Here is a 17,914-nt window from a genome sequence, read left to right as displayed (position 1 = left end):
CGCGTGCGGCGTCTTCAAGTTGCGATCGCGCTAACGCGCGAACTCCGTACATTCCGGCGAAGGCGGCATGCCCCAGACATCGCGCGGCAAGCCGACCCAGACCTTTGGCCGCTGCGGACGATCGCGGTGCCAGGGGCGCGGATCGAAATAGCCCAGCGCCTCGTCGGTCATGCGGTCGAGGTCGCAGAACAGCTCGACCAGATGCCCGTCGGGATTGCGGTGATAGATCGCGGTGTTGTGACCGGGGCCGTGACGAACCGGTCCCCACAGCACGGACAGCCTGTGCCGCGCGAGATGGTCGCACGCGCGATGCATGTGGTCAGGCCCCCGCAGCTCGAAGGCGAAGTGATGAAGACTACGCGCGGGCGCACGAGCGAAGTTCAGCGTGTGATGCTCGAAGCCGCTGCGCATGAAGACGAAGCGGTCCTCGATCCAGTCGGAGACCCGCAGTCCCATCACATTCGCATAAAACTCCGAAGCGGCTTTCGGATCGGGCGTGCGCAGCGCGACATGGCCGAGCTTGACGACGGCGAGCCCTCCGATCCGCTCCTGCGCAGGCGTCGGCGTCCAGCCTTGGATCAGTTCGAAGCGCGTCCCCTCGGGGTCACTGAAGGACAGCAGCCCGGACACGCCAGGCAGGGAATCGCTGTGGAGCTCGGGCCGCAAGTCGGCCTGCTTCAGCGCGGCGCCCAGCGCCTCCAGCTGGACATCGGGAGAGATCTCGAAGGCGATGCTCTTCAGCGCGGGATCACCGGGCTCGATCACCAGCGAGAGCTGCTCGGAATCGCTGGCGAGGAACAGGCGGCCTCCGTCGCGGGCAACGAGGCCAAGGCCGATCACCGCGCGATAATAGTCGAGCAGCCGCTCCGGATCGGGCGAGGTGAAGGTGGCGTGCCGCAGCCGGGTGAAGCGTGCAATGGGTGCTTGTGTCATCGTCCACCCCTCATGGTATCATGACGATCTTGCCGAGCGCGGAGCCCTGCTCCAGCAGCGTATGCGCTTTCCTGACCTCGTCGAGCCTCAAGACCGCCGAGATCGCCGGCTTGATCGCATTGCGGCTCAGCGCCTCGATCACGCTGCGCATCAGGGCGCGGCGGCCGTCGCGATCGTGGTCGTAGACGTGGAAGGAGAAACAACGCACGGCCGGACAGATGTCGAGATGGTTGCGCATCGCCGCCATTAGATTCTCTTCCGGCAATCCGGCAAAGGCGTTGTACGACAGCAGCGTGCCCCATTTGCCGAGCGCGCCGAGATAGGCGGTGAACTCGGGCCCGCAGACATGGTCGAGCACGAGGCCGACGCCCTCGCCCTTCGTCAGTTCGCGCGTTCGTGCCACCACGTCCTCGCTGCGGTAGAAGATGATGTGATCGGCGCCGTTCGCCCTGGCGAACGCGGCCTTCTCCTCGGTCGAGACCGTGCCGATCACGGTCATCCCGGCGAGCTTTGCCAGCTGCACCAGTGCGGTGCCGACGCCGCCGGCAGCGCCGATCACCAGCACGCATGCGGGCGCACGCGCATGGCGGCACTCATGCAGCAGCGCATAGGCGACCTGGTAGTTCGACAGGCACACGGCGGCTTGCAGATCGACATTGTCAGGCAGCGCATGCACGGCATCCGCCGGTGCAACCACATAGTCGGCATAACAGCCGCCGCGCTGGGCGAGATCGCGTGCGCTCAGCAGCACCTTCTGGCCGATCGCAAAGCCCGCGACACCCGGCCCGAGCGCGGAAATGCGGCCGGCGACGTCGTTGCCGGGATTGGCCGGCAATGGCGGCATCCATTTGTAGACGCCGCGCCGGATGAGCACGTCGGGCTGCCCGACGCCGAACGCCTCGGCCCGGACCTGCACCTGCCCTGCGCCCGGCTCGGGCACCGGCAGCTCGACCACCTCAAGTGCATCCGGCCCACCCGGCTGACGCACCAGCACTGCCCTCATGTCTTCACGCTCCCCAGACCATATTTTCGAAAATCATATCGTTTACGAAAATTATTGCAAGATGGTCCTTGGCGCGGCATCTTGAGCCATCGATTCATGGGCAGGACCATGCCTGACAGCGCCATTCGCCCCCGCAAGGAATTCGGCAAGACGATCGCCGCCGACATCACCCATCGGCTGCGCGAGGAGATCATTGCCTGCGCACTTCCGCCGGGCGAGCCGCTGCGCTTCGACGTCCTGCGCGAACGCTTTGGCGCGAGCTTCACCACGCTGCGCGAGGCGCTGACCGCGCTCGCCGCGGAGGGCCTCGTCGACGCCCAGGAGCAGCGCGGCTTTCGCGTGGCACCGGTCAGCCGCCAGGATCTGGTGGAGGTCACCGACGCCAGGGTGCTGATCGAGATGGAATTGATCCGCCGCTCGATCGCGCGCGGCGATGACGACTGGGAAATCGCCGTGATCTCGACGCTGCACCGCTTGAAGCGGATCGAGCAGCGCGATCCCGAGCATCCCCTGCGCGATCCCGAATGGAAGATCGCCCATCGCCAGTTCCATCAGTCACTGGTCTCGGCCTGTGGCTCGGCGACGCTGCTCGCCATTCGCGCCGAGCTGTTCGACCGCGCTGAGCGCTACCGGCACCTCTCTGCCAATTTCCGGCCGCGCCCGCGCGACAAGGCCGGCGAGCACCAGGCGATCATGCAGGCCGCGATCTCGCGCAATGCCGATCTCGCCGTGCAGCTGATCGAGGCGCATATCCGCTCGACCTCCGACAACGTGGCGAAATACGCCGGCCATCTGCTCGACAACGAATAGGCCATCGGCAATTTCAGAGCGGCGGGCTTGCGTCCCGCCAGATTTTCGAAAATAATACGATAGATCGAAAATGGAAACTTTGGGGCGAGACCAATGAAGCTGCTGTCGTTCTTGGACGGAAATCGCGAGAGCTGGGGCGCCGTTGTCGAAAACGGCGTGGTGGATCTGGGCCGTGCCCTGCCCCAGTACCCGACGCTTGCGGACTTTCTCGGCAGCGATGACTACGCGAAACGCGAAGCGATCGTCGGCGGGCAGAAGCCCACGCTGGCGCTGAGCGACGTCAAATATCTGCCGGTGATCCCGCGCCCCGAGAAGATCGTCTGCGCCGTGCGCAACTATCTCGACCACCACAATGAAGCCGTGGCGTTCGGCATGAAGCGCGAGATCACCGAGTTTCCGCCGATCTTCCTGCGGGTCTGGCGTTCACAGGTCGCGCACAACGCGCCGGTAATCCGGCCGAAGGTCTCGGACAATTTCGACTGGGAGGGCGAGCTCGCCGTCGTCATCGGCAAGGGCGGCCGCCACATCAGCCAGGCCGATGCCTGGAGCCACGTCGCGGGCTACTCGATCTACAACGACGTCAGTGTGCGCGACTGGCAGCGTCATGCCCAGCAGATCGCCTCGGGCAAGAACTTCGTCGGCACCGGCCCGTTCGGTCCGTGGCTGGTCACACCGGACGAGATCGGCGATCCCACCAAGCTCAAGCTGGAGACGCGCGTCAACGGCGCGACCGTGCAGTCCTCCGACACCTCGATGCTGATCTTCTCGATCCCGCGGCTGATCGAATATTGCTCGACCATTTTCGACCTCGTCCCCGGCGACGTCATCGCGACAGGTACGCCGGCCGGCGTCGGCTTCACCCGCAAGCCGCCGATCTTCCTTAAAGCCGGCGACGTGGTCGAGGTCGAGATCGAGAATATCGGCGTGCTCCGCAATCCCGTCGTGGACGAGGCGCAAGGCCGCTGATGTCCTACGACATTCGCAAGACCGCGCTCGGCGTCGAGACCATCTGGCATGAGCGCGGGCCCCGGCTGGACAAGCCGCTTCTGGTCGGCACCGCCGTTGCCGTGATCCGCAATCCCTTCGCCGGCCGCTATGAGCCCGACCTGATGCCGTTTCAGGCGTCCTTACGTGAGCTCGGCCGCGAGCTCGCCAGCGGGCTGATCGCGCAGCTCGGCGGCGCGCCGCAGATCGAAGCCTATGGCAAGGGCATCATCGTCGGCGAAGACGGCGAGCTCGAGCACGGCGCGGTCTGGCACGAAGCCGGCGGCCACGGCATGCGCGAGATGCTGGGACAGCCCAAAGCGATCGTCCCGGCGGCAAAGTCCATCGGCGGACCCGGCACGCGCCTGATGGTGCCGCTCGGCCACATCCACGCCGCCTATGTCCGCAGCCATTTCGGCACCGCGGAGATGACGCTGTGGGATGCGCCACGGCGCGACGAGATCGCCTTCGGCCTCGTGATGGCAACCGGCGGCCGCCCCCACGCGCGCATCGGCGGCCTCAAGGCATCGGAGATCTCCGTGCACGACGGGCAGCGCTGACGTCAACGGCCCCGCGCTCAATGCCCTCCGCAGCGGCAGCGCTCGTAGTCGGCGGGATCGTGGCTGTTGACGATCCTCACACGGTCGCCGTGGCTCAGCTTGAGCGCGCGCAGCCGCGCCTGGTTGGCGATCCGCATGCTTCTGTCCATGTCGCCGCGGCGCTGGAAATAGCCGAGCATCAAGGGCACGCGCGGCGATGCGTCGAGCTGGGCATGGTGGAAGTAGCTGTCGCCGGCATGCAGCAGCCATGTCTCGCCCGAGCGCACCGCGATGCCGCAATGGCCGAGCGTGTGGCCGGCGAGCGGGATCATCAGGATGTCCGCTTCCGTGTCGCCGAGCGCGCGCACGCCTTTGAAGCCGAACCAGTCCTCGCCGGCTTCGCCATAGAATTGCCAGCGCGATCCGTGGCTCCACTGGCCCGTGACATAGCGCCCTTGCGGCGGCGCCGGCTTGCGCAGCACCGCCATGTCGTATTCGGCGCGATGGACGTGGATCGCGGCGTGGGGGAAGTCGGGCACGCCGCCGGCGTGATCGCGGTCGAGATGCGTCAGCAACAGGTGACGCACGTCTTTGGGTGAATAACCGAGTGCCCTGACCTGCTCGACCGCCGTCTCGGCGGGATCGAGTCTTGGCGCGGTCTGGCGCAGCCATCGACGTCCCAACCGCTCGGGCGCAGCGATATCGCCGAGGCCGATGCCGGTGTCGACCAGAGCCAGCCCGTCATTGGTCTCGACCAGCAGGCAATGGCAGACCAGGCGGGCGCGCTGGAACAGGCCGCCGCTGCCGTTCACCAGTCGGCGGCCGAGCGGGCACATCGTGCCGGTGTTGAGATGGTGGATCTTCATCGCGTGTCCCTGCCGGTTCATGAGCGGGACGTTCTTGCCATGACCCAATCCATAGGTAAAATATCGAGTATTGATATTATCTCTAGGCCATTCCTATGGATATCCGCGAACTCCGCTACTTCGCCGCCGTCTACCGCGAACGCAATCTGACCGCCGCCGCGCGGGCCTGCTTCGTATCGCAGCCGTCGATCTCGACCGCAATCACCAGTCTCGAGGCCGAGCTCGGCACCACCCTGTTCATCCGCCACAAGAAGGGCGTGGCGCCGACCGCCTCGGCCGAGCAGTTTCACACGCTGGCCCGCCGCATCATCGACGAGGCCGACGCAGCGCGCAGCCTGTTCAGGAAGCCGAGCACGAAGACCAATGTCACGCTCGGCCTGATGCGCACGCTCGACGTGCCCCGGACCATCGCGCTCCTGAAGCCGCTGACGGCGCGCAGCGACGTCGCGCTCCGCCTTGTCGGCAGCGACGAGCCCGCCGATGCGCGGATCATCTCCAAGAGCATGCTGCGCAAGGACGAGCAGTTCGTCGCGCTGTGGAGCGATCGATATGTCGCCGCACTGCCGCCGTCGCATCCGCTGACGCTGAAGGACAAGCTTCGGACCGCCGATCTCGCCGGCGTACCGCTGATCGACCGCTGCCATTGCGAGCAAAGCGCTTTCTTCGGCCGCGCCGCGCAGCGTCGCCAGACCGCAGCGATCGCGCAATCGGAGGACTGGGCCATCGCCCTGGTCGCGGCCGGCGTCGGCGTCGCCATCCTTCCGGAGGGCGTGGCGCGCGGCAATCCCGACGTCGCCGTGCGCGAGATCGAGGTCAAGGTGACGCGCGAGGTCGGCCTTGCCTACCTCGCATCGGCGCCGCTGGCGGATCCGCTGAAGGATTTTGTCGGAAAGCTGCAGAAGCCACGCGGGCCGGATCGAACCGGGCGCCGGGCGGGCGCGCGCAAAACGCTCAGCCCTTCGAGATGACCGCGCGACCGTAGGGCGGTTGGGCCTGGACCGGCGGGTTGGCGGTCTGGGCGGCGAGTTCACCGATCAGGCGGTCGGCATCGGCGGCCATGCCGTCGGGCGCCTGGATCACCAGGCGCTCCAGCGCCCAGCGATAGGACGAGATGCGCTGCTCGAGGCACTGCTGCACCCACTGCACGATCAGTGAGTTCTCCTGCATGCGCGCGACCGCATCCTCCTGCTCCCTCGGCGAGAGCGCGGAGACGCGCGCCATGCTGGCATTGCGCTTCCGGTCGAGATCGATGACGCGGATCGCCGATGCGAAGAACGGCTCGAAGCGGGTGATGTCATTGCGCACGTCCTCGATCAGCTGCGCATAGCGCGAGGAATGCGAGCGGTGCGGCTCGTCGATCAGCGTGCGCCCATACATGGTGCGGTCGAACACGACCTTCTGCCGCCAGGGCGAGGGGATCGCCTTGTAGTCGCCGAACACGCTCTTCCATGCGGGGCGCGACAGCGGCGGCTCGATCATGGGATAGGCGAGGTCGCGTAGCTGGCGCTCCTCGTCGGTGAGCTGGAATTGCGAGGGCTTCAGGCCGACGCTGGAGGTGACCTCCGCGCCCAGCCAGCGATGCATGTCGTCGCTGCGCATGTCGGCCCGGGTGCGGCCGAAATCACCGCCGCTGCACGCACCGAGCGTCGCAGCCAGCAGTGCGAGCAGGACGGCCGATGTGACGGGCCGGATCTGGCGGATATTGTCCGGCATTGCATGAAGCCGGATGTCAGCGACGGCGACGACGGCGCCCCGGCGCTGTGCCCTGCTCAGGGCCGCGATCGCCGCTGGGTTCATCTGCCTCGCGCTCGATACGGATGACGGGAAGGATCAGGATCGTTCCCATGTCCGCGCGCGGAGCGACATCCCCCGACGAGCCCACCCGGCGACCGGCCGGAAATTCAATGATGGTCCCCATGTCAGCTCTCTTCAATTGCCGCGCGACCGAACGCGCCCCTGCAACATGCATTCATTAAGATCAGTTCATGGTTAACGGGGTGTAAACGACCCATTCGGACCGTAGCCGCACGGGCCGGCCGCGACGTCCCGTTAAGGCACGAGATCGCTACAAAGCGAGCGTTCGGCTTCACGCCTCGTTTTCCTTAACGAGCCTTTAAAGGAGCCTGCGATAGGCTGGCGACGAGTATGTCTTCCAGGTCGCGTATCTCTCCATGACCAAGTCGCTGTTTCCCGGATTCGACGGGCTGATGTCCCTCTCCCGTCGCGAAGGCGTCGATGTTCGGCCGACGCTGCTGCGCGTGCTGACCGACCTCTATGTCCAGACGCGCATCCACAGCGACGACGAGCAGCGTCAATTTACCGAGCTTGCGACGCGGCTGATCGACCAGGTCGACGACGCGACGCGCGCGGCCATCAAGGCCAAGCTCGCGATCTATCCGCAGACGCCCGTCCCGGTGCTGCAGAAGCTCGGGCTGGTCGCAGCCCAGGAAGGCCGCAGGGTTCCGCTCGCCCGCGAGATCCCGGCGCCCGCCCACCCCCCCTCCCCAGCCCGCACGCCGAGCGACGCCGAGCTGCGCATGGCCGCCAACATGGCGATGCAGCCGAAGGACGCTGCCGAGATCCACGACATGTTCTTCGGCGCCGGCCCATCCGAGCGCGCGCTGATCCTGCACAATCTGGCGCAGACCCCGCTGAAGGCCGCGCCGCGGATTCCGACCGTGCGCGCCAAGCGCGCGATCCAGATCCTGGAGATGGCGGCGATCGCAGGCGACGTCGAGAGCTTCGCCCTCGAGCTCGGCGACAGCCTGATCCTGCCCTCGCGCGTCGCAGCCCAGATCGTCGACGATGCCGGCGGTGAAGCACTCGCCGTCGCCGCGCGCGCGCTCGACATGCCGAGCCCGGTGTTCCAGCGCATCCTGCTGTTCTTCAAGCCGGAGATCGGCAATTCCGTGAACGAGGTGTACCGGCTGTCGCGGCTCTACGACCGCCTCGTCGACCGCTCGGCGCTGGTGATGCTGGCGGCCTGGCGCGGCTCGACGCTCGCCGTCACCCGCGCGAAGTACCAGCCGTCACTGCACGACGGCGAACGCCAGCGCGCCCGCGCCGGCGCAAGCCAGACGCGGCCGGGCGTGCAGCCGGGTGCGATGCCGCCGCGCCGCACCGGCACCGACGGATCGTCGGAACGGTGACTGGCTCGCGCGCCGCGTCAACGCTGAGCGAGACGTATCCCAAGCTTGTCATTGCAGCGTGCCCCGGACGCAGCGCAGCGCGCCGGCGACGCGAAGCATCGTCCGGTGCGGTGCGCTGCAGAGCCGGGGGCCCATCTCACCGCGTCCGTTGATGCCGCCTTCTGGGTCCCGGCTCTGCACGGCGACGCTGACGCGTCGCCGCTGGTTCGGGACACGACGAGCAGCAGTTACGTCTTCGCCAATTCCAGAAAATGCCGTCCCGCGCGATCCTCGGTCTCGACGATCCAGGCGTCCGGATCGAAGCGGATCTCCTTGGTCAGCCGTTCCTCGACGGTGTGCTCCGGCAGAGGTTGCGGCGCCACCGGCACGAAGAAGCGATCGACGGGGCGGCCGTCGTCGTAAGAGGTCTGCGGCGCCGGCACGTAGAGCATCGCATGGCCGTCGAGCAGCGACACCTTCACGAACACCGCTCCCGCCTCCTCGGCACCGCGACGGCGTACCGCGCCGAACACGCCCTCGGTCTGGCATCGGCGCAGATAAGCGGCGACCCATATATTGGATTTCAAACGCATGAGTCGGACGATAGGCCAGCGTGACGCGCGCCGCCAGCCTCAGCTCGCGCCTCAGACGTTGCGCAGGCCCTGCCCGCCGCGGATCTGGCGTGCGACGAGGTATGACAGCGGCATCGCAAGCGCAAATCCCACAGCGACCGCATAGGGGATGTTCCTGATGGCGTCCGCGGCGAAGCTCGGCACCATCAGCACCACGATCAGGCTGACGCCTGCCAGCACCGTACCCAGCATGATCCAGACCAGGACCGAGACCTTGAACATGACACCCTCTCTTCTTCGTTGAAGATGGGTGATCATGGTCCCCGAAGCTGTCGGCCGTCATTGATCCCAAGCAAATCGCGCCTGCGGGGCGCGCCAGGGTCTGCCGGCGCGCGGTGCCCGGATTTGATCCGCGTCAATGACAGTGGGACGCGCGTTATTCGACGGGATGGCCGATCGCCGCACCGAGCTCGCGCAGCAGCCGATCGGACAGCTGGCCGGTGACCTGCATCTTGTGCTCGCGCTCGAACTTCTGGATCGCGGACTGGGTCTCGCCGCTCATCGTGCCCGTGATCTTCAAATTGCCGTAGCCATATTCGGACAGCGCGCGCTGCACGCCGGCGATACGCCGTGCGGCCGGGCTCTGCGGCACGGGAATCGGCGCCGGCGGACGCATGGCGGACGGCGGCGTCGAGGTCGTCGCCTTGACCAGGTTGGTCATCGGATCGTTCGAGCGCGTCGATGCGGTCGCTTCGACGGGCTTCTCCGGTGGCTTCTCGGCGGCCCTCTCGGCAGGTTTGGGCTCGGCGCGGAACTCGGTCGCGCGCGGCTCCAGCGGCGAGGTATCGGCGCCGACCGGGCGCGGACGCGGCAAGGGATTCGACAGCGACACCGATGACGGCGCGGGAAGGTTGATCACGGTGCCGAACATCGGCGCCGGATGCCGGCCAGTCTGCAGGAACAGCGCATTGGCAACAATCGCGCCGATCGCAGCGACGGCGACGAGACCGGCCAGCGTGTCCTTGGGGCTGTGCAGCAGCGCGCGCATCACGAGGTTGCGCTCGGTCTCGACGTCGACAATCGCGGCCTTGGCACCACGGCGGCGCGGAGCGGTTTCGTCCTTGGCAGACTTCTTAGGCACTTTTCTTCACCAGAGCGGGTTGGTCCTGAGACAGGTCGTGAGCTTGGTCTTGAAGCTCCTCGTCTTGAAGCTCCTGGCCTTGAAGCTCCTGGCGCAGCACCGGCGTCAGCGTCGCGATCTTGCTCTCGGCCGGCTTGGCTTGCAGCGGCGTGTAGACCAGCGGCAGCCTGACGGTGACGGCGGTGCCCTCGCCTAGCTTGCTTTGTACCGTCAATTCGCCGAGATGCAACGCCACAAGGCTCTTCACGATCGACAAGCCGAGACCGGTGCCTTCGTGACGGCGCTGATAGGTCCTGCCCGCCTGGAAGAACGGCGCGCCGATGTGCTTGAGATCGTCGGGCGCGATGCCGACGCCGGTGTCGCTGATGCGCAGCATCAGCTGCGAGCCGGTCACCGCAGCGGAAACGGAAACCTGGCCGCCGCGCTCGGTGAACTTGATGGCGTTGGCGACGAGATTGAGCACGATCTGCTTGAAGGCCCTGGGATCGCCGGTCATGACAGGCAGGTCGTGGGGCGCGTCGGTGATGAGGTCGATGCCGTTTTCCCGTGCCTTCAGCGCCAGGAGATTGCAGCAATGCAGGAGCGAGGCGCGCGGCGCGAACGGCTCGGGCGCGATCTCGAAATTGCCCGACTCCATCTTCGACATGTCCAGGATGCCGTTGACGACCGACAAGAGATGCTGGCCGGAATCGTTGATGAGCTGGGCATATTCCCGGCGCTGGGCCGCACCGAGCATCAGGGTCTGCTCCTGCGCGATCATCTCGGAGAAGCCGATGATGGCGTTCAGCGGCGTCCGCAGCTCGTGGCTCATGGTGGCGAGGAAGCGCGTCTTGGCGGCATCGGCCGCTTCGGCGGCGCTGCGCGCCTGCTCGAGCGCCTGCTCGGACAGCTTGTGGTCGGTGACGTCGCGCATCACGGCGACGACTTCGGCCTCGCGCGTGGCGTCGCTATGAGGATTCTGGCCCATATCCTGGTCGAGCGGGCGGCAGCGCATCTCGACCCAGAGAAAATCGGCCCGACCGCGCTCCGAACCGTCGGGCTCACGCCGCAGCCGGAACTCGACGCTGCGCACCTCGCCGCGCGCGGCATCGGACAGCGCGGTGAGATAGGCCGGGCGATCGGCGACATGGACGCGGTCGAACAGGCCATGACCGAGCAGCTCCGCCACTGATATGCCGAGCATGGCCTCCGCCGCCGGCGAGATGAACTGCACCGCGCCGTTGCGCTGATGCCGCGAGATCACATCGCTCATGTTGCGGGCGAGCAGGCGATAACGCTCCTCTTCGCGCGAGAGCAGCGCAACGCTGGTGCGCGCGAGCGATTCCGCACCGAAGGCGAGGCCCGCGGCATAGAGCGTCGCCGAGACGACACCGCAGGCCATCAGCACGCCGCGTTCCGCGGCGCTGGTGTCTGCCGGCGGCAGCCAGTCGAGCTGACTGAGGAGGATCAGGAGTCCCGCACAGGACAGCGCGAGCAATGAGGCGAAGGCGGCGACGCGGCGCGAGGCCGACAGCGCGGCTTCGAGGGGAACCACGACCAGCCAGACCGCGGCGAACGATTCGATGCCGCCCGTGGTGCCCGCGACCGCCATGATCAGGCCGGCGAGCGCCAGCGACGACAGCACATGCGCGCCTTCATAGCGGCCGGTGCGCGACAGGAACCAGGACAGCAGGATGGGCGCGATCAGCCAGGCGAAAGCGGCGACCTCGACCGCGCTCGGCGCGCCCCGCATGGCGAGATAGATCGGGAATGCGGCGAAGGCGGCCAGGCTGCCGAGCAGCCGAGGCGCCATGAAGGCACGATGACGTGCTCGCATCAGCGCATCGTAACGCGCGGAGGGATGCAGCAGTGCATCGAGACAATCGCGGATGATACTCAAAACTGTCACGGGTCTCGCGCTTCGGCTCAATCGTCTTTAGAAGACGCGCCGGAACGCCTCCTTGTCGTTGAGCCACCGTGTCAGAGCGACCTTAAACGAGTGCTAAGGCGGCGGGATGCGCGACCGGACGCCGGGACATCGCGTGGCTTTTTAGACGATTTGACGACGTCTTCGCTGCGGATGGTGAACACAGGGTTTCACCTTCCCGCTCATGGTTTCGAATTGGTGGATTTGCCCGCCGGCAGAATCACGGGCCTCGGCGTCAATCGAAAATTTACGACACCTTCGATCCCGAAGAATTTTGCGTAAATTTTCCGCGAATTAAGCTCAAGGCAATCACTTGCGATTTATCGAGAGTTGCTAGGTCGAAACGCGCGCGGACCATCGCCGCGGACGGGATCTACCATACAGGTCGATAAAGATGCGCTTTCTGCTCCGCATCACATTCTGGCTCGGGCTGGTGCTGGTGCTCCTGCCGCGGGACAAGACGCCCGAATCGGACAAGCTGCCGCAGATCGGCGCCGCCGACGCGGTGCAGGCTGCGACCGCGGCCGTCTCCGATATGACCCAGTTCTGCAAGCGCCAGCCGGCGGCCTGCGAGGTCGGCGGACAGGCCGCGACCATCATCGGCCAGCGCGCCCAGGACGGCGCGCGCAAGATCTACCAGATCATCAACGACAAGAAAGAGCAGATCGGCAACGAGAAGAACGACAAGACCGACAAGAACGACAAGAACGACAAGAAAGCGCCCGATCACACCGGCTCGATCGCGATGGCCGGCGAAGGCGACACTGCCGCGAGCGAAGCGCCGCGCGACACCCTGAGCCAGGACGACCTCGCGCTGGAATGGCGCGGCCCGCAGCCGGCGAATTAGGCCCCAAACCCTATCGATTTCGGCGCCTCGCATCCCTATATTGGCGGGAAGCGGAAAGATGGGCCAGCATGACGACAATCGACCAAATCAGGGACAATTTCGAGCTTCTGGACGAGTGGGACGACCGCTACCGGTATGTCATCGAGCTTGGCCGCACCCTGGAACCGATGCCGGAGGCCGAGCACTCCGCCGAGAACAAGGTGAATGGCTGTGTCAGCCAGGTTTGGCTCCAGAAGCTGGTCGACCGCAGCAAGGGTGTGCCGATCCTGAAATATCGCGGGGACAGCGACGCGCATATCGTGCGCGGGCTGGTCGCGATCGTGCTCTCGCTCTATTCGGGCTGTACGCCGCAGGAGATTCTCGATACCGACGCCATCGCCGTGTTCAACGAATTCGGCTTTCGCGATCATCTGACGCCGCAGCGCTCCAACGGCCTGCGCTCGTTGGTCGAGCGCATCAAGACCGACGCGAAAGAGGCGCTCGCGGAAGCGACGTGAGAGGCTTCGTTGGGTGGGTTAGGCGAAAGCCGTAACCCACCGCTTCTCTATCCGCAGAACCAGAAGTGGTGAGTTACGCTGCGCTAACTCATCCTACGAGAGCAGTGACCCGATCTACTTCCGCTTCCGCTGCTGCTGTCCGAGACCCATCTGCTTTGCCAGCTGCGAGCGCGCCACCGCATAGTTCGGCGCGACCATGGGATAGTCGGCCGGCAGGCCCCATTTCTCGCGGTATTGTTCCGGCGTCATGTTGTACTGGGTGCGCAGATGGCGCTTCAGCGATTTGAAGCGCTTGCCGTCTTCCAGGCAGACCAGATAATCGGGCGCGATCGACTTCTTCAGCGAGACCGCCGGCTTGGCCGGTTCGAGCGGCGCGGCCTCGGTGCGACCTGACGACACCCGCACCAACGCGCCATGCACCTGGCTGATCAGGTTCGGAATCTCCGCAGCCGGCGTCGGATTGTTGCTGAGATAGGCCGACACGATGCTCGCCGTCAGCTCGATGAAATTCTTAGCCCCCGCATCCGACATGGGCCCGCCCTCTCTCCACCTTGCGCCTCACGGGATAGACGACGGCGAAGTATTCCGTGTCAACAATACGTTCGGCTGAAATCCGACAACTGACGACGATCGACTGATTACAGACGAGAGGTGGTGCTTTACTTGGGCGCAGCCGCCTCAGCCGCGCTGGTCGAGATGGGCGCGCAGCTCGTCGATCGAAGCAAAGCGCATCATGCCCTCAGGCATCTGCGCTTCGATCGAGCCGTCGGAATAGAGCGAATAGGCCATGCCGTCGACGATTCCGGATTTGAGCACGGTCACGGGCGGCTGCTCGACAGGTGGCGGCGGCGGCTCGGGTGCAGGCGGCGGAGCGGCCTCCGCAAAGGTCGATGGCGAGCGCGGCGGCGGGCGGCGCAAGGCGGCCGGCGGCTCCGGCGGACGCATACGGTCCGGCTTCGGCCAAGCATCGTCAAAGCTTGCAGGCGGAGTGTCCAGGGCCTCACTGGGCTCCGCAGGTAGCTGCGGCGGCGCGCCCTCGGTGGCCTTCGCCTCCGCGCGCTCCCGCTCCTTGCGCGAGGTCGAGGCGAACAACAGGTTGCGCCGGCGCGGCGCTTCCGGAGCCGCGGGCGGCGTTGGAGCCTCCGGCTCCGGCGGCGTCTCGACACGCGGCCGCTCGCGCGCGGCAGCTTCGCTCTGCCACGGCGGCGGGCCTGCGGCCGGTGGCGGCGCCGACTCGATCCTGGCCGCCGAGGCAGGCATCGGCTCGGGCGCAGCAGCACCTGATGCGGCGAGGCCCGGCAGCACGGGCCTGACCCGCACCTCGGACGGCGCACCGGCCAGCCGGCGAGCGATGCCCTTCAGTTCCGCGACCACGACATAGAGGCCGGCCAGTAACAGTCCGGAGCAGACGGCGATCGTGCCCGAGATTATGAGGGGGCTGCCGAGGCTGAACTCCCTGACGGAGAAGCCGAATAGGATCGAAAGGAGGCCCGCCACAACGGCGAAAATCCCCGCGATCAACAATGCCAAGGTCATCGAACTCACCCCCGGCCGCACATCCACACGCGACCCGTCACGCCACGATACCGTCATACGCTGTTCCACGCCAACGGCCAATTGCAAGCAGCGTTCCTAATGGGAAGGAAATCAGGGACTTATTCACATTCCCTTCAGCTAGGGCTCGCTACTGCTAGACTGCTGTCAATGATCCGGAATTGCTGCGTCGCATCAGGAATTTAGCCATAATGCCCAATTACTTGGTAATGGAACTGCGCTATAGGAAGTCCGGGGTTGAGGCCCGCGCGCACCAGCTGCGCCAAGAGGGGATTCCGGGGCACCGATAGCCATGACATCCATCACGACTTCCGCGATCGACACGCCTCAGCGGCGCTCGGTCGAACGGACTTGCGACGATCTCGCCATGCTGGTGCTGGCTGCGGTCGCCGTCATTGCAGGCTTGACTTTCCGCGACTACGGCCTTGGCTGGGACGACTACACCCACGCCGAATATGCCGACCTGCTGCTGCGGATGTTCGGTTCCGGCTTCAAGGACAATGCGGCGCTCTCCTTCGCCAATCTCTACATGTATGGCGGCGGCTTCGACATGGTCGCGGCCCTTCTCCACAAAGTCATTCCGCTCGAATTGTTCGAGACGCGCCGCCTGGTCGGAGCCATCGTCGGCGTGATCGGACTGGCGGTGACCTGGCGCCTCGCCCGCCGCGTCGGCGGGCCGCTCGCCGGTCTCGCCGCGCTGCTGCTGCTCGCGCTCTGCCCGATCTTCTACGGCCACATGTTCATGAACCCGAAGGACGCGCCCTTCGCGGTGGCCATGATCATCCTGATGCTCGGCCTCGTCCGGCTCGCCGAGGAATATCCGCAGCCGTCGCCGCGCACGATCCTGATCGTCGGCTTGGGTGCCGGCCTTTCGATCGGCTGCCGCATCCTCGGCGGGCTCGCGCTGGTCTACGCCATGCTCGGCTTCGTGCCGCTGTTCCTGGAGGAGCTGCGCAGCGAGGGGCTGCGCGAGTCGGTCCGCCGCTTTGCCCATGTCGTCTACGTGCTGCTGCCCGGCCTCGCGTTCGGCTACCTCGTGATGGGCCTGATCTGGCCGTGGTCGATCATGGAGCCCGGCAATCCCTTCGAGGCGCTGACCTACTTCTCGCACTTCTTCGAGAAGCCGTGGAAGGAGATGTTCGACGGCGCCATCGTGTCGGTGCCGGACATGCCCTGGTCCTATCTGCCGACCCTGTTCGCGCTGCAACTGCCCGAGGTGATGCTGGTGCTGATGGCCGGCGCCGTGGTCAGCACCTTCGCCATGCTGCCGCGAGGCGACGTGCCGGCGCGGCGCAAGACCATCCTGCTGATGCTGACCTTGGCTGCGACTCTGCCGCTCGCGATCGCGATGGTGAAGCGGCCGGCGCTGTACAACGGCATCCGCCATTTCGTGTTCGTGATTCCGCCGATGGCGGTGCTCGGCGGCGTCGCGTTCGCCTGGGTCATGGAGCGCCTGCGCGCCAATCACCGCACCTGGCAGCCGGTCGTGCTCGCGACATTCTGCTTCGGCCTCGCGCTGTCGCTCGCCGAGATGATCCGGCTGCATCCCTATCAATACACGCACTTCAACCACATCGCCGGCACCGTGCGCGGCGCCGACGACCGCTTCATGCTGGACTATTGGGGCCTTGCGCTGAAGCAGGCCTCCGACGGATTGCGCGAGCAACTCGTCGAGCGCCAGGAGGTGCCGCCGGCAAGCCGCAAATGGAAGGTCGCGGTGTGCGGTCCGCAGCGCCCTGCGCAGGTCGCGCTTGGGCCCGACTTCACTATCGGCTGGGATTCCAACGCAGCCGATTTCGCGATGACGCTCGGCGAGTTCTACTGCAAGGGCCTGACCGCGCCTGTCATGGTCGAGATCAAGCGCGACGACGTGGTGTTCGCCCGCGTCTACGACATCCGCGGCCGCAGCATTTCCAGCTTGCTGTCGATCCCCGCGCCGTAATGATTTTCACCCGTAGCGCTTCCGCCTTCGCTCTTCGAGCTACGGCGGACAAGCATGCGGGCTACGCTGAACAGCCCCGCTCTGGCCGCCTTGCCGTCCCTCACCACCACGACTACGCTCCCTCCCCGCAACAACGATGTTCGGAGAGATCAGCCATGTCGCCAGCGGAAGCGCGCCTGAAGGAAGTGCCGTCTGATATGACGGAGGCCGAGTGGCAGCAACGGGTCAATCTCGCCGCCTGCTATCGTCTGGTCGCGCTGTACGGCTGGGACGATCTGGTCGACACCCACATCTCCGCGCGCGTGCCCGGTCCCGAGCATCACTTCCTCATCAACCCCTATGGGCTGATGTTCGACGAGATCACGGCCTCGAGCCTCGTCAAAGTCGATTTGCACGGCAACCAGCTCTCCGAGAGCGAATACAGCATCAACCCCGCGGGCTTCACCATTCATTCGGCGATCCACGAGGTCCGCGAGGACGCGATCTGCGTGCTGCATCTCCACACACTCGACGGCACCGCGGTGTCGAGCAGCGCAGAAGGTCTGTTGCCGCTGAACCAGACCGCCCAGCTCGTCACCCACGACCTCGCCTATCACGACTATGAAGGCATCGCATTGGACCACGACGAGCGACCGCGGCTGCAGAAGGACCTCGGCGACCACAATCACATGCTGCTGCGCAATCACGGCACGCTGACGGTCGGCCGCTCGGTCGCCTCCGCTTTCGAGCGCATGTACCACCTCGAGCGCGCCTGCTCGATGCAGGTGCGCACGCGCGCACTCGGCACGCCGGTCTACCCGGTCGAGGGAACCGCGATCGAGAAGAACACCGAGCTGCTTGCCAACCGCGATCGCGCCGAGCTGCGCGCCACCAACCTCGTGTGGCCGCCCTTGCTGCGCAAGCTCGACCGCGAGCTTCCGGGCTATCGGTCTTGAGATTTTCACGAGTTTGAGGTAGTTTCTCCGCCGAACTACCTCTGCACGTTCTGGAATGAAACGCCGCCCAATCCCGGGCGGCGTTTTTATTTGGTGCGACGGCCTCTCGGCTCGTCATTGCGAGGAGCCCTTGCGACAAATTGCGAAGCAATTTGCGCTGGCGACGAAGCAATCCAGACTTGGACCTCCCCTAAATCGGTGGACACCTATAGCTTAGGCAGCGAGAGGTGTCAGATGGCAAAACGGCAACGTCGGTC

The 17,914-nt window shown here is 65.9% G+C and carries 20 protein-coding genes; 9 read left to right on the top strand and 11 right to left on the bottom strand.

Annotation, left to right across the window (positions count from 1 at the left end; genetic code table 11):
- Nucleotides 1-30 precede the first annotated feature (30 nt).
- Nucleotides 31-933: a VOC family protein gene (locus XH84_RS07520; protein ID WP_128918936.1), complete on the bottom strand. Its 903-nt coding sequence runs from the start codon at nt 931-933 to the stop codon at nt 31-33.
- Between the two features lie 10 nt (nt 934-943).
- Complete coding sequence (locus XH84_RS07515; protein ID WP_128918935.1) at nt 944-1,936, bottom strand: zinc-dependent alcohol dehydrogenase family protein; 993 nt, start codon at nt 1,934-1,936, stop codon at nt 944-946.
- 108 nt (nt 1,937-2,044) lie between these two features.
- Here XH84_RS07515 and XH84_RS07510 point away from each other — a divergent pair, with 108 nt between their 5' ends.
- The 3 genes from XH84_RS07510 (at nt 2,045) to XH84_RS07500 (ending at nt 4,290) form a co-directional block, all read left to right on the top strand.
- On the top strand, nt 2,045-2,746 hold the full coding sequence (locus tag XH84_RS07510; protein WP_128918934.1) for a GntR family transcriptional regulator: 702 nt from the start codon (nt 2,045-2,047) through the stop codon (nt 2,744-2,746).
- 93 nt (nt 2,747-2,839) lie between these two features.
- A complete protein-coding gene (locus XH84_RS07505; protein ID WP_128918933.1) occupies nt 2,840-3,712 on the top strand; it encodes a fumarylacetoacetate hydrolase family protein in 873 nt (290 codons plus the stop codon).
- A complete protein-coding gene (locus XH84_RS07500; protein ID WP_128918932.1) occupies nt 3,712-4,290 on the top strand; it encodes an amino acid synthesis family protein in 579 nt (192 codons plus the stop codon). The genes XH84_RS07505 and XH84_RS07500 overlap by 1 nt, the downstream gene beginning before the upstream one ends.
- A 17-nt stretch (nt 4,291-4,307) precedes the next feature.
- Here XH84_RS07500 and XH84_RS07495 read toward each other — a convergent pair whose 3' ends face one another.
- Entirely contained in the window at nt 4,308-5,135 is an 828-nt protein-coding gene (locus XH84_RS07495) for an MBL fold metallo-hydrolase (RefSeq protein WP_164936190.1), read from the bottom strand.
- Between the two features lie 95 nt (nt 5,136-5,230).
- Between XH84_RS07495 and XH84_RS07490 the strand changes: the two genes are divergently transcribed.
- The gene (locus XH84_RS07490; RefSeq protein WP_128918930.1) at nt 5,231-6,103 is read left to right on the top strand and encodes a LysR family transcriptional regulator; all 873 of its coding nucleotides are present in this window, start codon (nt 5,231-5,233) and stop codon (nt 6,101-6,103) included.
- Here XH84_RS07490 and XH84_RS07485 read toward each other — a convergent pair.
- Together XH84_RS07485 and XH84_RS07480 are read right to left on the bottom strand one after the other, a co-directional pair.
- On the bottom strand, nt 6,087-6,848 hold the full coding sequence (locus XH84_RS07485; protein WP_128918929.1) for a hypothetical protein: 762 nt from the start codon (nt 6,846-6,848) through the stop codon (nt 6,087-6,089). The genes XH84_RS07490 and XH84_RS07485 overlap by 17 nt on opposite strands.
- A gap of 16 nt (nt 6,849-6,864) precedes the next feature.
- Nucleotides 6,865-7,053 carry a hypothetical protein gene (locus XH84_RS07480; protein ID WP_128918928.1) on the bottom strand — a complete coding sequence of 63 codons (189 nt, stop codon included), beginning with the start codon at nt 7,051-7,053 and terminating at the stop codon, nt 6,865-6,867.
- A 253-nt stretch (nt 7,054-7,306) separates the two neighbouring features.
- Here XH84_RS07480 and XH84_RS07475 point away from each other — a divergent pair, with 253 nt between their 5' ends.
- Nucleotides 7,307-8,284, top strand: a complete 978-nt coding sequence (locus tag XH84_RS07475) for a DUF2336 domain-containing protein (RefSeq protein WP_128918927.1) — start codon at nt 7,307-7,309, stop codon at nt 8,282-8,284.
- Nucleotides 8,285-8,511: 227 nt separating this feature from the next.
- Here XH84_RS07475 and XH84_RS07470 read toward each other — a convergent pair whose 3' ends face one another.
- From XH84_RS07470 to XH84_RS07455, 4 genes are all read right to left on the bottom strand, one after another.
- Entirely contained in the window at nt 8,512-8,856 is a 345-nt protein-coding gene (locus XH84_RS07470; RefSeq protein ID WP_128918926.1) for a DUF1491 family protein, read from the bottom strand.
- 51 nt (nt 8,857-8,907) lie between these two features.
- A complete protein-coding gene (locus XH84_RS07465; RefSeq protein WP_164936189.1) occupies nt 8,908-9,117 on the bottom strand; it encodes a hypothetical protein in 210 nt (69 codons plus the stop codon).
- Nucleotides 9,118-9,271: 154 nt separating this feature from the next.
- Entirely contained in the window at nt 9,272-9,976 is a 705-nt protein-coding gene (locus tag XH84_RS07460) for a peptidoglycan-binding domain-containing protein (RefSeq protein WP_128918924.1), read from the bottom strand.
- A complete protein-coding gene (locus XH84_RS07455; RefSeq protein ID WP_164936188.1) occupies nt 9,969-11,864 on the bottom strand; it encodes an ATP-binding protein in 1,896 nt (631 codons plus the stop codon). The genes XH84_RS07460 and XH84_RS07455 overlap by 8 nt, the downstream gene beginning before the upstream one ends.
- A 412-nt stretch (nt 11,865-12,276) precedes the next feature.
- Here XH84_RS07455 and XH84_RS07450 point away from each other — a divergent pair, with 412 nt between their 5' ends.
- Together XH84_RS07450 and XH84_RS07445 are read left to right on the top strand one after the other, a co-directional pair.
- Nucleotides 12,277-12,729: a DUF5330 domain-containing protein gene (locus XH84_RS07450; protein WP_128918922.1), complete on the top strand. Its 453-nt coding sequence runs from the start codon at nt 12,277-12,279 to the stop codon at nt 12,727-12,729.
- 68 nt (nt 12,730-12,797) lie between these two features.
- Entirely contained in the window at nt 12,798-13,226 is a 429-nt protein-coding gene (locus XH84_RS07445) for a SufE family protein (protein ID WP_128918921.1), read from the top strand.
- A 114-nt stretch (nt 13,227-13,340) separates the two neighbouring features.
- Here XH84_RS07445 and XH84_RS07440 read toward each other — a convergent pair whose 3' ends face one another.
- Together XH84_RS07440 and XH84_RS07435 are read right to left on the bottom strand one after the other, a co-directional pair.
- Nucleotides 13,341-13,757, bottom strand: coding sequence for a Ros/MucR family transcriptional regulator (locus tag XH84_RS07440; protein ID WP_128918920.1), 417 nt, complete (start codon nt 13,755-13,757; stop codon nt 13,341-13,343).
- 147 nt (nt 13,758-13,904) lie between these two features.
- Complete coding sequence (locus XH84_RS07435) at nt 13,905-14,762, bottom strand: DUF308 domain-containing protein (RefSeq protein ID WP_164937344.1); 858 nt, start codon at nt 14,760-14,762, stop codon at nt 13,905-13,907.
- Between the two features lie 310 nt (nt 14,763-15,072).
- On the opposite strand from XH84_RS07435, the gene XH84_RS07430 reads away from it, so the two are divergent.
- Together XH84_RS07430 and XH84_RS07425 are read left to right on the top strand one after the other, a co-directional pair.
- Nucleotides 15,073-16,722 carry a glycosyltransferase family 39 protein gene (locus tag XH84_RS07430; protein WP_128917775.1) on the top strand — a complete coding sequence of 550 codons (1,650 nt, stop codon included), beginning with the start codon at nt 15,073-15,075 and terminating at the stop codon, nt 16,720-16,722.
- Between the two features lie 155 nt (nt 16,723-16,877).
- Complete coding sequence (locus XH84_RS07425; RefSeq protein ID WP_128917776.1) at nt 16,878-17,657, top strand: class II aldolase/adducin family protein; 780 nt, start codon at nt 16,878-16,880, stop codon at nt 17,655-17,657.
- Nucleotides 17,658-17,914: the final 257 nt, after the last annotated feature.

It is taken from the genome of Bradyrhizobium nanningense (assembly GCF_004114535.1).
GTDB lineage: Bacteria > Pseudomonadota > Alphaproteobacteria > Rhizobiales > Xanthobacteraceae > Bradyrhizobium > Bradyrhizobium nanningense.
The sequence above is the reverse complement of the archived record's forward strand: the minus strand, read 5'-3'. Positions and strand labels throughout refer to the sequence as shown.